The sequence below is a fragment of the Actinacidiphila acididurans genome (assembly GCF_016918855.1).
Taxonomy (GTDB): Bacteria; Actinomycetota; Actinomycetes; order Streptomycetales; family Streptomycetaceae; genus Actinacidiphila; species Actinacidiphila acididurans.
The window spans coordinates 1-13,513 of the sequence record NZ_JADKYB010000011.1 but is presented as its reverse complement, the minus strand read 5'-3'; the positions used below and the strand labels follow the sequence as shown (position 1 = coordinate 13,513).

Here is a 13,513-nt window from a genome sequence, read left to right as displayed (position 1 = left end):
CGAACGACTGCCGGCCCGAGCAGCCCGAGGAGGGCGTCATGGCGGAAGCCGTATCTGTCGCGGCCAGTCACTTCCCCGCACCGATCACCCCCGCCGGCCATGTGGAGCCCGTCCCGCGGCGGATCCGGGCCTTCCTGGACGGGCGGCCGGTGCTGGACACCCGGCGGGCCCACTACGTGTGGGAACACCCGCACTATCCGCAGTACAGCGTGCCTGCGGCGGACATCTCCGCGACGCTGGAGGACGAGGGACACCAGGAGAAGCGGGCGCCGGGCACGGTACGACGGCACGCGTTGCGGGCGGGCGACCGGGTGGTGCCGGGCGCGGCCTGGGTGTGGGGCGAGGACGCCCCCGCGGAGCTGCGCGGCACGGTCCGCTTCGAGTGGGGCGCGCTGGAGGCGTGGTTCGAGGAGGACGAGCAGGTCTTCGTCCACCCCAGGAGCCCGTACACCCGGGTGGACGCGCTGCGCTCGGGCACCGCCGTCAAGGTGATGCTCGACGGGATGGTGCTGGCCGACGCGCCCTCCTGCGTCATGGTCTTCGAGACCGGGCTGCCCACCCGCTACTACGTGGACCGGGTACACCTGAATCTGCCCGGTCTCGCCCCGAGCGACACCGTGACCGCGTGCCCGTACAAGGGCACGACCAGCGGTTACTGGTCGGCGCACACCTCGCGCGGCACCCACCGGGACATCGCCTGGGCGTACGACTTCCCGACTCGGCAACTGCTGCCGATCACGGGCCTGGTCGCCTTCTACAACGAGCGGGTCGACCTGTACCTGGACGGCGAGCTCCAGCCGCGGCCGCCGCGGGGCTGACCGCTCTACCCGCACGGACCGCCCGGACCGTGCGGCGATCGCAGAAGCGAGGCAAGATCGGCTGATCGTTCGGAATCTGCAATATTTGGGGGGCCTTCCGGCTCGCACATGCGGCACTATGATCGCCGCATGGAGAGAGGGAGGTCCCCTGTGACCACACGTTCCGGCCCACGCCGGGTCCTGGGTCTCGCGGCATTCGGCGCCGCGTCCCTGCTGGCACTCACCGCCTGTTCCTCCTCGTCCGACGGGGGCTCGTCCGCGTCGGACACCCCATCGGCCTCGGCGTCCTCGGGGTCCGCGGCCTCCGCGCCGGCGTCGAGCGACAGCGCCTCGGCGCAGGTCAACGGCACCGTGACAGTGTTCGCGGCCGCGTCGCTGAAGGAGAGCTTCACCACGCTCGGCAAGGACTTCGAGAGCGCGCACCCGGGCACCAAGGTGGTGTTCAACTTCGGCGGCAGCGACACACTGGCGGCGAGCATCACCAGCGGCGCCCCCGCGGACGTGTTCGCCGCGGCGAGCCCGAAGACCATGAAGACCGTCACCGACGCCGGGGACGCGACCGGCATGCCGGTCACCTTCGCCCGCAACCAGCTCGAGATCGCCACCCTGCCGGGCAACCCGCACCACATAGCCTCCCTGAAGGACCTCACCGGCTCCGGCCTCAAGGTCGCCCTGTGCGCCAAGACGGTCCCGTGCGGGTCCGCCGCGCAGACGGCCCTCACCGCCGCCCACCTGTCCCTCACCCCCGTCTCGTACGAGCAGGACGTGAAGTCCGCCCTCACCAAGGTGGAGCTCAAGGAGGTCGACGCCTCCGTGGTCTACAAGACCGACGTCAAAGCGGCCGGCGGTAAGGTCGACGGCGTGGACTTCCCCGAGTCGGCCGGTGCGATCAACGCCTACCCGGTAGCCGCGCTCAAGGGCGCGCCCAACACGGCCGGCGCGCAGGCCTTCATCGCCCTGGTGACGTCAGCTCAGGGGCAGCAGGTGCTCCAGCAGGCTGGTTTCCTTCACCCGTGAGGATGCCTCCGGCGGTGAGCCGTGGATGGGCGCGCGCTGCGCGCGCACGGCTCGCCGGGGGCACCCCGAAGGGGCGTGGGGCTGCACCTGATATGCGGCCGGCGCCGCGTGGGCGCGAGCAACCCGATTCCGGGTCGCGGGTCGCCACCGGCCCAACGGGGCAGTTGCTGTCGCATCCGGACCACCGGCCGTCACCGGTTGCTCGCGCAGTTCCTCGCGGCCCTTCGGGGCACTCCCGGCGAACCCCAAGCGTTCCGCTCGCGCTGCTGGCGCCGGCCCTGCTCGGAGTGACGTTCCTGCTCCTACCACTCGTAGCCCTCCTCATCCGCGCACCCTGGAGGAGCCTCCCGCATCAGCTCGCCAGCGCAGCGGTGTGGCAGGCGCTGCGGCTGTCGCTGCAGACGGCGACCCTGGCGACGGCGGTCGCCTTGGTGCTGGGAGTGCCGCTCGCGTGGGTGCTGGCACGTACGGCGTTCCCGGGACGGCGGCTGGTGCGGGCGCTGGTGACGCTGCCGCTGGTGCTGCCGCCGGTGGTGGGCGGGGTGGCGCTGCTGCTGGCGCTGGGCCGTAACGGCGTGGTGGGCCGCTGGCTGGACTCGGCGTTCGGGATCACGCTGCCGTTCACCACGGCCGGGGTGGTGGTCGCCGAGGCGTTCGTGGCCATGCCGTTCCTGGTGATCAGCGTCGAGGGGACGCTGCGGACCTCCGACGTGCGGTACGAGGAGGCCGCCGCCACGCTCGGGGCGTCCCGCTTCACCGCGTTCCGCCGGGTGACGCTGCCGATGATCGCGCCGGGGGTGGCGGCCGGGGCGGTGCTGGCCTGGGCGCGGGCGCTGGGCGAGTTCGGGGCGACCATCACCTTCGCGGGCAGCTTCCCGGGCCGCACCCAGACGATGCCGCTGGCGGTGTACCTGGCGCTGCAGGACGACCCGGCGGCGGCGATCGCCCTCAGCCTGGTGCTGCTGGCGGTGTCGGTCACCGTGCTGGTGGCGCTGCGGGACCGCTGGACGGGGGCGGCATGACGCAGAAGGCGGTCGCCGTCGAGGAGACCGTGCCTGCGGGTGCGTCCGGCCTGGACGCGCACCTAGTGGTGGACCGGGGCACCTTCGCGCTGGACGTGGCGCTGACGGCGGCGCCCGGCGAGGTGCTGGGGCTGCTCGGGCCGAACGGGGCGGGCAAGACCACCGCGCTGCGGACGCTGGCCGGGCTGACCCCGCTGGCCGACGGGCACTTGCGGCTGGACGGCCGCACCCTGGAGGAGCCGGCCCGGCGCACCCGGGTGACCCCCGACCGGCGGCCGGTCGGCGTGATCTTCCAGGACTATCTGCTCTTCCCGCACCTGAGCGCGCTGGACAACGTGGCCTTCGGGCCGCGCTGCCACGGCATGTCCAAGGCCGCGGCCCGGGCGCTGGCCGCGGAACTGCTGGACCGGATGGGCCTGGCCGACCACGCGCACGTCAAGCCGCGCAGGCTGTCCGGCGGGCAGGCCCAGCGGGTGGCGCTGGCCCGGGCGCTGGCCACCCGGCCGCGGCTGCTGCTGCTCGACGAGCCGCTGGCGGCCCTGGACGCGCTGGCCCGGCTGGAGGTACGGGCCGAACTGCGCCGCCGGCTGGCCGCCTTCGAGGCGGTGGCGGTCCTGGTCACGCACGACCCGCTGGACGCGATGGTGCTCGCCGACCGGCTGGTGGTGATCGAGCACGGCCGGATCGTGCAGGAGGGCGACCCGGCGGAGATCGCCCGCCGCCCCCGTACGGACTACATCGCCCGCCTGGTCGGCCTGAACCTCTACCAGGGCAGCGCGGAGGGGCACGCGGTCCGTATCGGGCCCGGCTTCGCCTTCACCACCACCGAGGAGCTGACCGGCCCGGCCTTCGTGGCCTTCGCCCCGAGCGCCGTCACCCTGCACCGCGACCACCCGGCCTCCAGCGCCCGCAACGCCTTCCGCGCCCAGGTCACCGGCCTGGAGTCGCACGGCGACCAGATCCGCGTCGCCCTGACCGCCGCCGGCTTCCCGCTGACCGCCGACCTCACCACGATCGCCGTCGCCGAACTCGATCTCCATCCCGGCGCCGACGTCTGGGCCGCGGTGAAGGCGACCCAGACCCACGCCTATCCGGCGTGACCGCCGGCCGGATCACGGCTGGGGCCGCCTGCACCTGGGGACCCGAACTACTCGACGGGCGGGGAGACCGGCCCCGGCCCCTGCCGACTGAGAGACGGTCACCCCGGCGGGGCTCCGGCGCACCCGTGCAGCGGGATGTCGGCCCAGACGACCTTGGCGCCCCCGTACACGGCGGTGACTCCCCAGCGGGAGCTGAGGGCTTCGACCAGTAGCAGGCCCCGGCCCCCTTCCGCGTCGTCGTCCGGGGTACGCGAGGCCGGTCGGTCGGTGCTGTCGTCCTCGACGGCGACGCGCAGCGCCCAAGCGCAGGCCCGCAGTTCGACACCGACCACGGTCGGCGCAGGACCGGCGAGTCTGCCTGTCGCCGGCTCCGGGACCATCGCTCTCAGCGCGTTGGTGACCAACTCGCTGCTGACGAGTTCGGCGTTGTCCACCACGGTGAGCAGGTCCCAGGCCCGCAGGGTGGTCCGGACGAATGCCCTGGCGTCTCCGGGCGCGGCGGCGGTCGCGGCGAAAGCGGTTCGGGCGATCAGGGCGACCCCGGCCGACTCACCGTGCACGGCCTGCCGCCCTCGTGAGAGTGGGGCTGGTGTCGCCTTCCGGCGCGTCGGCCAGCCACACCCTGCCCCCGATCTTCTCGGCCAGATCCTGCTGCAAGAAGGCCGCCAGCCCGGGCATGGCGTTGAAGTGCTGGGCGCTCGGTACGACGACATCGGTGACGCCCTCGTTGCGGCAGCTCTCGATGAGGCCACTCCAGACGCGCACCCGCTGCCCGGGCCTGCGCTCGTAGTGCACACCGGCAAGCGCGAGCCCCTCCCGCGCGGTGAAGGCGGCTAATTCCTTGAGCACTTGCTCGACGGCCTCCCCTTCCATGCCGGGAAGCCGGCGCACGTAGGCGAAGACGGCACGGGGTTCAGCGTTCACGGAATTCTCCCATCGGTATGCCCTGCCCCTGTCACCCGTTCGGGTGGCCGGTTTCTCACGGTCCGTGCTCATGCGGCATGCTCAATGCCCACAAGCTCCGTACCGGATCGCTCCGTGCAGGGCTGCATAAAACAAGCATGCATCAAAGAGGCGTGCACGCGAAAGCGGGAGGGGAACTTTGCTGCCGAACGGTCAGAACCCGGTGCGCAGGCGTCAGTTGGTCGCAGAGCTGAAACGGCTCCGCGAGGCGGCGCAGATGACCCAGGAGGAGGTCGCCGACCGGCTGGACTGGCATCACACCAAGGTCTTCCGGATCGAGACCGGGCGTACGGGGCCGCATCCCAACGACGTGCGGGTGATGCTGGACGTCTACGGCGTGAGCGACAGCGAGCAGCGGGAGGCACTGGTCCAACTGGCCAAGGAGGCACGCAAGCGCGGCTGGTGGTACTCGTACCGCGACGTCCTGCCCAGCCGGTACGAGTTCTTCATCGGCCTGGAGCAGGAGGCGGCGTCAATCCGGACCTTCGAACTGGCCGTTGTGCCGGGCTTGCTGCAGACCGAGAACTACGCACGTGCCCTGGTGCGCGGCGGCCCGCTGGAACTCACCGCCGAGGACGTGCAACGCCGCGTCGAGGTGCGGATGAGCCGCCAGCAGATCCTCACCACGGCAAACCGCCCGCAGCTCTGGGTGATCCTCGACGAGGCCGCGATTCGCCGCACCGTGGGCGGTCCCGACGTCATGCGGGAACAGCTCGAGAAGCTGATCGACGCGAGCGAGCAGGCGCGGACCACGATCCAGGTGGTGCCGTACAGCGTCGGCGCACACCCGGGCACGGCCGGCTCCTTCATCGTCGTCGGTTTCGCCGAGCCCGGGGAAATCGACGTGGTCTACATGGAGACGATCGGCGGGAACCTGTCCGTCGACAAGACGGAGGAAGTCCAGCACTACGCAACGGCGTTCGACCACCTCCGCGCCGTGGCGCTCAGCCCCGACGACAGCCGGGCTATGCTTTTTGAAGCGGCGAACATGCTGCGGTGACGAAGGGGGGCGGGATGAGCACACCGGATCTGGCCGGATCGGCCTGGCGCAAGAGCACGTACAGCCAGCAAGACGGCGCCTGCGTCGAGGTGGCCGGCAATCTGCAGGGCATCGTGGCCGTACGTGACTCCAAGGATCCTGCCGGGCCCGCCCTCGTCTTCTCCCGCCCCGAATTTGCCGAGTTCATACGCTGCCTGGCGGCGGACGACCTCACGGCGCTGTCGTAGCGAAGCCATGTGACGTACGGCCCCGCTCCACGAGGAGCGGGGCCGTCGCTTCAGGTGATCAACTGGGCAGCGTCCAGCTCTGGTTGGCCGCTCCCGTGCAGGTCCAGATCTGCAGCCGGGTGCCGTTGGCCGAGCTCGGACCGGTCGCGTCCAGGCACTTGCCCGACTGCGGGTTGACCAAGGAACCGTTCGCACCCGGCTGCCACACCTGGGAGCCGGTGCCGTTGCAGTCGTAGAGCTGCACCTTCGTGCCGTTCGCGGTGCCCGCGGCCGTCACGTCCATGCACTTGCCCAGGGCCCGCAGGGTGTTGTCCGTGCCCACGGTCCAGTTCTGGGCGGAGGTCCCGTTGCAGTCGTAGAGCTGGATCGCCGTGCCGTTGGCGGTGCTCGCCGCGGCCACGTCCACGCACTTGCCGCCGTAACCGTGGATCGGGCCGGTCGCGGTGGTCGGCGGCGGGGTGACGGGGCCGGACTGGCCGCCGAGCCAGCGCAGGCCCTGGATGAGGAGCTGGTTCTGCTGGGGGCTGGCGAAGGTGGAGGACAGCGTGGTGTTGGTGGCGTAGTCCATCGCGTTGTGGCCGAAGTTGGCGTAGATCATCTTGTAGTTGCGGTTGGACCAGACGATCGGGTAATAGCCGCTGTACCAGGTCTGGTTGGGGTCGGTGCCGACCGGGAACGTCGACGGGTCCATCGAGGCCAGGATGTCGATGGCCGGATTCTGCCGCAGGTCGTTCTGCCAGCTGTACCACTCGCTGACCGACGAGGTGATGGTGGCCGGCAGGCCCGCGGTCGCCGGGTGGTTCGGGTCCTCGATCCGCAGCGTCTCCGAGGTCGGGCCCCAGGAGTTGGTCTGGAAGGTGCCCGTGCCGAGGAAGGTGTTGTGGTACCAGGGCCAGTCGCTGGTGTCCGTGTTGAAAGCGGAGACGTGGAAGCCCATCCAGCCGCCGCCGTTGTTCATGTACGTCTGGAACGCCTGCTGCTGGGCCGCGGTGTGGGGGTAGTTGTCCAGGAAGAGCACCACCTGGTAGTTGGCCAGATTGGCGGTGTTGAGCTGGCTCCAGTCGTTGGTCGAGGTGTACGAGAAGCCGTACTGCTGCGCGGCCTGCGGGAACCAGGCGTTGGCCTCGTGGACGAAGCTGATGTGCGCCGCGTCGTAGGTGCCGTCGTAGAAGGCGATCACCTTGAACGCGGGGGTGGCGCTGTGCGCCGGGGCGGCCTGGAGGCCGAAGACCACGGCGAGCAGCGCGAACAGCCGCAACAGCGCCTGCGGCCAGCGGGTTCTGGAGCGAGGTCGGTACATGTGGGGGCCTTCCTCGTGGGCGACGGATGGGGCGTGCGCCTGTCGGGCCGCATTCAATGGTCTGGACGATGTTCATGTCAATGACCTATGGTCCAAACCAACCCGCCGCCCTCGGCGCACAGTTGCCCGCGACCCGCTGTTCCAGGAGTCCCCCCATGCGCAACTTCCTCCACAGCACACCCCCCACCCGTCGTAGTAACCGGTTTCGCACCGCCGCCGTCCTGACCGCCGCGGCCGCTGCCCTCGCGGCCGTCGCGGCGACCCTGACCGGCAGCACGGCCAGCGCCGCACCCGTGCGTGTCCCCGCCGCCGTCGCGGCACCCGCCGTGGCCGCCGCGCCGACCACGTTCACCCACCCCGGAGTCCTGGTCAGCCGCTCCCAACTGGACTTCGTCCGCGCCAAGGTGCAGGCCGGCGCGCAGCCCTGGGCGGCGGCGAACGCCCAGATGATGGCCAGCTCCTACGCCTCCCTGTCGCGGACCCCCAAGCCGCGCGCGACCGTCGAGTGCGGCCCGTACTCCGACCCCAATTACGGCTGCACCGACGAGCGCCAGGACGCGATCGCCGCGTACACCGACGCGCTGGCCTGGTACATCACCCAGGACAGCCGGTACGCGCAGAAGTCGATCGAGCTGATGAACGCCTGGGCGCGGACCATCACCGGGCACACCAACAGCAACGCCCCGCTGCAGACCGGCTGGGCGGGCTCGGTGTGGCCGCGCGCCGCCGAGATCATCCGCTACACCTACACCGGCTGGGCCCCGGCGGACGTCACCGCGTTCTCGAACATGCTGCGCAACGTCTACCTGCCCGAGGTCATCAACGGCTCCAACAGCAACGGCAACTGGGAGCTGACGATGATGGAGGCCGCGGTCGGCATCTCCGTCTTCCTCAACGACTCGGCCGACTACGACCGCGCGATCACCCGCTACCTCAACCGGGTGCCCGCGTACATCTACCTGTCCTCCGACGGCGCGCTGCCCAAGACCGTGCCCGGCAGCGGCCTGGACACCTCCGCGAAGATCATCTCGTACTGGCAGGGCCAGTCCACCTTCGTCACCGGGCTCACTCAGGAGACCTGCCGGGACTTCACCCACACCGGCTACGGCATCGCGTCGATCTCCGACGTCGCCGAGACCGCGGCCATCCAAGGCCAGGACCTGTACCCGCAGGTCGGCGAGCGGCTGCGACAGGCGCTGGGCTTCCAGTCCACGTACGAACTGGGCGCGGCGGTGCCGTCCTGGCTGTGCGGCGGCACCCTGAACCGCGGCCTCGGCCCGGTCACCGAGGTCGGCTTCAACGCGCTGCACAATCGCCTCGGTTACGCGATGTCCAACACCCAGACGCTCACCGAGTCCAAGCGCCCGGCCGGCAGCAACGACCTGTTCGTCGCCTGGGAGACGCTGACCAACGCCGACAACCCCGACGTGATCCCGGGCGGCGGCACCACCCCGCCCACCACTGCGCCGCCCACCACTGCGCCACCCGCCGCGCCCACCGGCCCGATCCAGGGTTACGGCGGCAAATGCGTCGACATCGCCGGAGCGAACGCGGCGAACGGCACGGCGGTGCAGCTCTACGACTGCAACGGGACCAGCGCCCAGAACTGGACCGTGGGCACCGACAGCACCCTGCGCTCGCTCGGCAAGTGCATGGACGTGGCCGCGGCCGGCACCGCCAACGGCACGCAGATCCAGCTCTACGACTGCAACGGCACCGGCTCCCAGATGTGGCAGCCGGGTGCGAACGGTTCCTTGGTCAACCCGCAGTCGGGCAAGTGCCTGGACGCGACCGGTCCGAGCTCGGCCAACGGCACCCGGCTGCAGATCTGGACCTGCACGGGAGCCGCCAACCAGAACTGGACGCTGCCCAGTTGATCCGGTTGAAGGACTGAGCCCGGGACCGGCTGTCGGGGCCGGTCACGGGCTCGGGCGGTCCGGCCCTCTGCGGTGGGGCCGGACCGCCGCACGTCGCCATGACGCCAGGCGTTCGCCGTACGGCCCGGTCAGCCCGGGGAGAGCCGCCAGGACGCCCCCTTTGGCTCGCGGTACCACACGCACTGGTCGTCGGGAGTGATGGTGATGCCGAAGTCTTCTCGTCGGGGGGCCTCCGGGAAGAGACCGGACAGGTTTTCGACGGTGTCCCAGAGCCGCCGGGGGCCGGTCTGCCGAACATGCCCGTTCACGTGAGTGGCGACCGTGGATCCGTCCTCGGTCCACAGCCCGATGCCAGTCAGAGCTCCATCGTTGTTGCGCCAGGTACAGGAGTTGAATCCGGGCAGGGCGAGCGACAGCGGGAACCTCAGCCGGTCCAGCACCTCGGACACGGGTACGGACGTGCTCTCGGGGTCCTGCTCCCGGACGGTCTCGAAGTCCGGAGTTCTGCCAGGCCTGCGGCGAGGCATGAAGAACGCGGGGGTTGCCAGGAACCTTCCCGAGGCGTGGTGCGGCGCTGTCACAATGACCCGGGCGATGCCGAACCCGATCGGAGCAACGATCACGGTCCCGACCCTCGCTTGTCCGAGCAGGGCCGGGTGGATGGTGCGCAGAGCCGCAGTGGCGATGATCCGGTCGAACGGCGCCCGCTCAGGACAGCCGAGCGCTCCGTCGCCGACGGTCACATGCGGCAGCGAACCGTACTCGGTCAGCCGACGGGTGGCGAGGCTCACAAGTTCGGGGTCCACGTCCACGCTCGTGACCCGGTCCGCGCCGAGACGGTATGACATCAGTGCCGCGTTGTACCCCGTGCCTGTGCCCAGTTCGAACACCGTGTGCCCAATATCGGCGCTGAGCGCGTCGAGCATGGTGAGCATCGTGCTCGGCTCACTCGACGACGACGTCGGGACACCGGTCTCGTCCAGTTGAGTCATCAGGGCGGGTCCGAATAAATGGTTCCCATGTAGCCGTCGTCCGACTCGGTCACCTGGGCCCACTTGCCGGGCTCGTCCTGCCGAAAGAACGACGGGACGAAGAGGTGGCGTGGCACGTCGGCGAACGCCGCCCGCCAGGGACTCGGGTGTCCCTCTCCGATGCTTGCCGCGAACCTCGCGCGCGGACCGGCCGTCGGGTCGGTGATCATGTGGCACGTCCCTGAAGGTAATCGGCGTGTGCAGCGGCGATCGGCAGTCCGGTGCGGTTCTCGACCCACGCCCACGTGCCCGCCGGGTTGCACTCGAAGAACACCCAGTCGCCGTCTGGGGTCACGGCGAAGTCAAAAGCGCCGAACGTGATTCCGTAGGACGCCATGAACCGGCGAAGGGCCGCGGCCACCCGTCCAGGGGTCCGTGTGATGGAGAAGCCGAGCGCGTCAGGGTCCGTACGCCAGTCCGTGCGTGCCTTTTCCGAGTCCGCCTGGATCCTGGCCGCGAACATCTCGCCGTCCACAACAATGAGGCGTACCTCGTACTGCTTGGGGACGGCTTCCTGAATGTAGTGCGCCGTCAGCCGCAGGCTGTCGTCGATGTCGTCGGGGCCGAGGATGTGGGTGGCCACCATCAGTTTCCGTCCCGAGCCAATGTCCAGCCGCCCGCCGATGATCGGTTTGCAGATCAGCGGGCCCGCAACGTACTTCGCAAACCGCCGCGCCTCTTCGGGGATGTTGGTGACGATGCTGCGAGGCACCTGCAGTCCCGCGCGGGTGGCCGCTACAAGTTGCTGCGGCTTGTGGGACGCCAGCCGGTCGTGGTGAGGGTTGTTGATCCAGCGCGCAGGCAAGGCGGAGACGACGTTCAGCAGAGCGGTGTCCGCCTGGTGCTGCGCCCAGGCCGCGTACGGTCCGGCCACCGTCTTTGCGATGACCGGGCGTCCGGGCCGCCTGTAGTAGACGGCCCGCACGTCCTCCAGCCGCACCGATCGATGTCCGTCGTCCAGTACGCCTCTCCAGCCCGCCTCGGCCGCCTCATGCGTGGCGGAAAGGGAGATGCTCTGCGGGAAGCCGGCGGCGTCGTACCGCATCACCGGAACACCCCGCTGGTTGAGCTGGTCCACGACCATGTCCGCGGATGCGTCGAGGCGCTCGGCGACGACGACCACCGGCCGGGCGGCAGCCATCAGGTGGCGGGGGCGAAGTAGGGATCGTCCACGTCGTCGCCCTTGCCGTCCTGATTGGTGTCGGTGCAGGACGCGGCTTGCGGAGTGGTGTGCCAGGGCGTTCCGTCCAGCTGGACGTTGATCTGCTTTTCGTCGTCCCAGGTGACTCCTTGGACTGAGGTGACGGCCAGGGGCGGTTCTGCGGCAGCACGCGCTGCCAACGGAATGGCGGCAGTAGTCATGACCAGCAAGCTAGGAATGAACGAAGTCGGCGGTCCACTCGGTTGCACGCGGTTGCACGAGATCACCCCAAGGTGTCAATGGCGCGCGTGATCCGGACCCGCGCCTCCGGGCCGCGCACGGCGAGCCGGGACAGTTGACCGAAGGCCCGCAGGTACGTCCGGATCTCGCCGGGACTGGTCACGTTGATCTCTGCCGTCAGCGTCTCGACCGCAACTTGCGTTCCGTCGAAAGCGTAGAACGCCTCCAGAGGCCATACGGTTCGCCGAGCCTCGAAGGGAATGATCCCGAGGGACACGTTCGGCCGCTTCATCACCGATAGGAGTGAGCCGAGTTGAGCGGCCATCGCCGTTTCGTCGCAGACCCGGTAGTACAGCACCGTCTCCTCGAGAAGCAGCGCGAATGTGTGGTCGCCCTCCACGACCACGCGAGAGCGGGCGAGACGAGCGGCCACGGCCTCCTCGATGTCGTCGGGAGTGTGCTGGAAAGCCGTGATGGACCGGAGGAGACCCGTGGCGTACTCCCCGGTCTGAAGCAGTCCGGGTACAAGATTCGAGGCATAGACACGGAAGTTGCGCGTTCTCCGGTAGAGCGGGGTGGTCTTTTCGTGGACGCGACGCATCCCGTCACGGTGGAGCCGCTGCCATTCCACGTACATCGCATCGGCACTCCGTGACGCCGCTATCAGGTCGGCGGCCAATTCCGGTACGCCACAGGCATCGCACCACGCACGGATGTCCGAGTCGGAAGGCGGTGTGATCCCCCGCGCGATACGCGAGGACTTCGACTTGCTCCACCCGCAGCGGTCAGCCAGGTCCAGCCCTGTCAGACCGGCGTCGCGCATCGCTTCGGTCAGACGCTCGGCGATGGCAGCACGGGCGCTCCTCGCCGACGAGAGCGGAGATGCAGACATGATCCGGCTGACCGTTTTCCGTCAGACGGCGTACTTCTCGTGGGGGGTCGCGCGCTCCCATACCCTGTGGAACGCCATCGCGCACAAGGTGGCGGCAGACGGATCGTCGGTCTGCTCGGTCCGCAGCCAGCGGCCCTCGTCGTCGAAGACGTTGAACTGGACGAGGCGGCTGTCGAACAACCAGAAGTCGTGCTCAGGGAGCACAATGCCCGAGGTGTCGTTCCTGGGCAGCCAGCGGATGTCCTCGCCTGCCGCGATGTTGGTGAAGGAGAACGAGTGCTCGTAGCGGATGTACTCGCTCGGGGGCTCCGAGATCACACGGGCCCGCCGCACGACGACGCCTCGGCCGGTGACCTCCTGTACCAGGTCGAGCCAAGGACGCCACCAGGACCCACGGTCGGCCGGATCCAGCCGATGCCCCTGCTTCCAGGCATCGAAGCCGGCGGTTTCGTTCTCCATCACGTAGGTGTCACGCAGTTCCAGGTGCACCGCCGAATGATCCACTGACCGGAGCAGGTCACCGAAGCTGTTCAGGCTCTGCGACATTCAGCGCCTCCCTGAGAAGTGGAATCATCCGCCTCGGGACTCGGACGATCCCCTCGTGCGCGGGCATCGCGACGTCCTGGTTGCAGATCTGCTCCGTATCGCTGTCCACCTTCACCCCCTGGAACAGCAGTTCGCCGGTGCCGTCGTCGACCCAGACGGCAGGCGAGCCGTGATCCCCGGATTCCGGGTCCTTCCCGATGAACCGTAATGCCATCATGACCTCCGATGCCGAGCCGGCGTGTGCGCCGGGATGTCACCGCCCCGCGCCGGGGTCCTCGTTCGGCCAGTAGTCGGGCGGCGGGGCCGGCGGGCCTGGGGGGAGCGGGGGCGGTGTGGTGG

General features: G+C 69.7%; 17 protein-coding genes and 1 pseudogene. 8 read left to right on the top strand and 10 right to left on the bottom strand.

Going from position 1 to position 13,513, the window contains the following annotated elements; all coding sequences use genetic code 11:
• The first annotated feature begins 38 nt into the window (after nt 1-38).
• The 4 genes from ITX44_RS20780 to ITX44_RS20765 all read left to right on the top strand — a co-directional run bounded on the left by ITX44_RS20780 (nt 39) and on the right by ITX44_RS20765 (nt 3,957).
• Nucleotides 39-818: a DUF427 domain-containing protein gene (locus tag ITX44_RS20780; protein ID WP_205358799.1), complete on the top strand. Its 780-nt coding sequence runs from the start codon at nt 39-41 to the stop codon at nt 816-818.
• A 150-nt stretch (nt 819-968) separates the two neighbouring features.
• Nucleotides 969-1,835, top strand: a complete 867-nt coding sequence (modA, locus tag ITX44_RS20775) for a molybdate ABC transporter substrate-binding protein (RefSeq protein ID WP_307795399.1) — start codon at nt 969-971, stop codon at nt 1,833-1,835.
• A 92-nt stretch (nt 1,836-1,927) separates the two neighbouring features.
• The gene (locus ITX44_RS20770; RefSeq protein ID WP_205358797.1) at nt 1,928-2,857 is read left to right on the top strand and encodes an ABC transporter permease; all 930 of its coding nucleotides are present in this window, start codon (nt 1,928-1,930) and stop codon (nt 2,855-2,857) included.
• Nucleotides 2,854-3,957, top strand: coding sequence for an ABC transporter ATP-binding protein (locus ITX44_RS20765; protein ID WP_205358796.1), 1,104 nt, complete (start codon nt 2,854-2,856; stop codon nt 3,955-3,957). The genes ITX44_RS20770 and ITX44_RS20765 overlap by 4 nt, the downstream gene beginning before the upstream one ends.
• 98 nt (nt 3,958-4,055) lie before the next feature.
• Here the strand turns inward: ITX44_RS20765 and ITX44_RS20760 are convergent, their stop codons facing one another.
• Nucleotides 4,056-4,517 carry an ATP-binding protein gene (locus tag ITX44_RS20760; RefSeq protein WP_205358795.1) on the bottom strand — a complete coding sequence of 154 codons (462 nt, stop codon included), beginning with the start codon at nt 4,515-4,517 and terminating at the stop codon, nt 4,056-4,058.
• A complete protein-coding gene (locus ITX44_RS20755) occupies nt 4,507-4,881 on the bottom strand; it encodes a hypothetical protein (protein WP_205358794.1) in 375 nt (124 codons plus the stop codon). The genes ITX44_RS20760 and ITX44_RS20755 overlap by 11 nt, the downstream gene beginning before the upstream one ends.
• Nucleotides 4,882-5,083: 202 nt before the next feature.
• Between ITX44_RS20755 and ITX44_RS20750 the strand changes: the two genes are divergently transcribed.
• The gene (locus tag ITX44_RS20750) at nt 5,084-5,920 is read left to right on the top strand and encodes a helix-turn-helix domain-containing protein (RefSeq protein ID WP_307795425.1); all 837 of its coding nucleotides are present in this window, start codon (nt 5,084-5,086) and stop codon (nt 5,918-5,920) included.
• 14 nt (nt 5,921-5,934) lie between these two features.
• A complete protein-coding gene (locus ITX44_RS20745; RefSeq protein WP_205358792.1) occupies nt 5,935-6,147 on the top strand; it encodes a DUF397 domain-containing protein in 213 nt (70 codons plus the stop codon).
• 58 nt (nt 6,148-6,205) lie between these two features.
• Here ITX44_RS20745 and ITX44_RS20740 read toward each other — a convergent pair whose 3' ends face one another.
• On the bottom strand, nt 6,206-7,447 hold the full coding sequence (locus ITX44_RS20740) for a ThuA domain-containing protein (protein ID WP_205358791.1): 1,242 nt from the start codon (nt 7,445-7,447) through the stop codon (nt 6,206-6,208).
• A 155-nt stretch (nt 7,448-7,602) separates the two neighbouring features.
• Here ITX44_RS20740 and ITX44_RS20735 point away from each other — a divergent pair.
• Both ITX44_RS20735 and ITX44_RS41305 read left to right on the top strand, forming a co-directional pair.
• Nucleotides 7,603-8,871, top strand: a pseudogene (locus ITX44_RS20735) (alginate lyase family protein); the annotation flags it as partial.
• A 3-nt stretch (nt 8,872-8,874) separates the two neighbouring features.
• Nucleotides 8,875-9,324 (top strand): ricin-type beta-trefoil lectin domain protein, encoded by a 450-nt coding sequence (locus tag ITX44_RS41305; protein WP_307795424.1) that lies wholly within the window; start codon nt 8,875-8,877, stop codon nt 9,322-9,324.
• 128 nt (nt 9,325-9,452) lie between these two features.
• On the opposite strand, the gene ITX44_RS20730 is transcribed toward ITX44_RS41305, so the two are convergent.
• From ITX44_RS20730 to ITX44_RS20705, 7 genes are all read right to left on the bottom strand, one after another.
• On the bottom strand, nt 9,453-10,250 hold the full coding sequence (locus tag ITX44_RS20730; protein ID WP_236061183.1) for a methyltransferase domain-containing protein: 798 nt from the start codon (nt 10,248-10,250) through the stop codon (nt 9,453-9,455).
• Between the two features lie 65 nt (nt 10,251-10,315).
• Complete coding sequence (locus ITX44_RS41300; protein ID WP_236061181.1) at nt 10,316-10,525, bottom strand: hypothetical protein; 210 nt, start codon at nt 10,523-10,525, stop codon at nt 10,316-10,318.
• Complete coding sequence (gene tgmB, locus ITX44_RS20725; RefSeq protein WP_205358789.1) at nt 10,522-11,478, bottom strand: ATP-grasp ribosomal peptide maturase; 957 nt, start codon at nt 11,476-11,478, stop codon at nt 10,522-10,524. Before tgmB ends, ITX44_RS41300 begins: the two co-directional genes overlap by 4 nt.
• A 17-nt stretch (nt 11,479-11,495) precedes the next feature.
• Nucleotides 11,496-11,717: a hypothetical protein gene (locus ITX44_RS20720; protein WP_205358788.1), complete on the bottom strand. Its 222-nt coding sequence runs from the start codon at nt 11,715-11,717 to the stop codon at nt 11,496-11,498.
• Between the two features lie 62 nt (nt 11,718-11,779).
• A complete protein-coding gene (locus ITX44_RS20715) occupies nt 11,780-12,628 on the bottom strand; it encodes a helix-turn-helix domain-containing protein (RefSeq protein WP_205358787.1) in 849 nt (282 codons plus the stop codon).
• A 21-nt stretch (nt 12,629-12,649) separates the two neighbouring features.
• Nucleotides 12,650-13,174, bottom strand: coding sequence for a DUF6879 family protein (locus ITX44_RS20710; protein ID WP_205358786.1), 525 nt, complete (start codon nt 13,172-13,174; stop codon nt 12,650-12,652).
• Nucleotides 13,146-13,388, bottom strand: a complete 243-nt coding sequence (locus ITX44_RS20705) for a hypothetical protein (RefSeq protein WP_205358785.1) — start codon at nt 13,386-13,388, stop codon at nt 13,146-13,148. Before ITX44_RS20705 ends, ITX44_RS20710 begins: the two co-directional genes overlap by 29 nt.
• Nucleotides 13,389-13,513 lie beyond the last annotated feature (125 nt).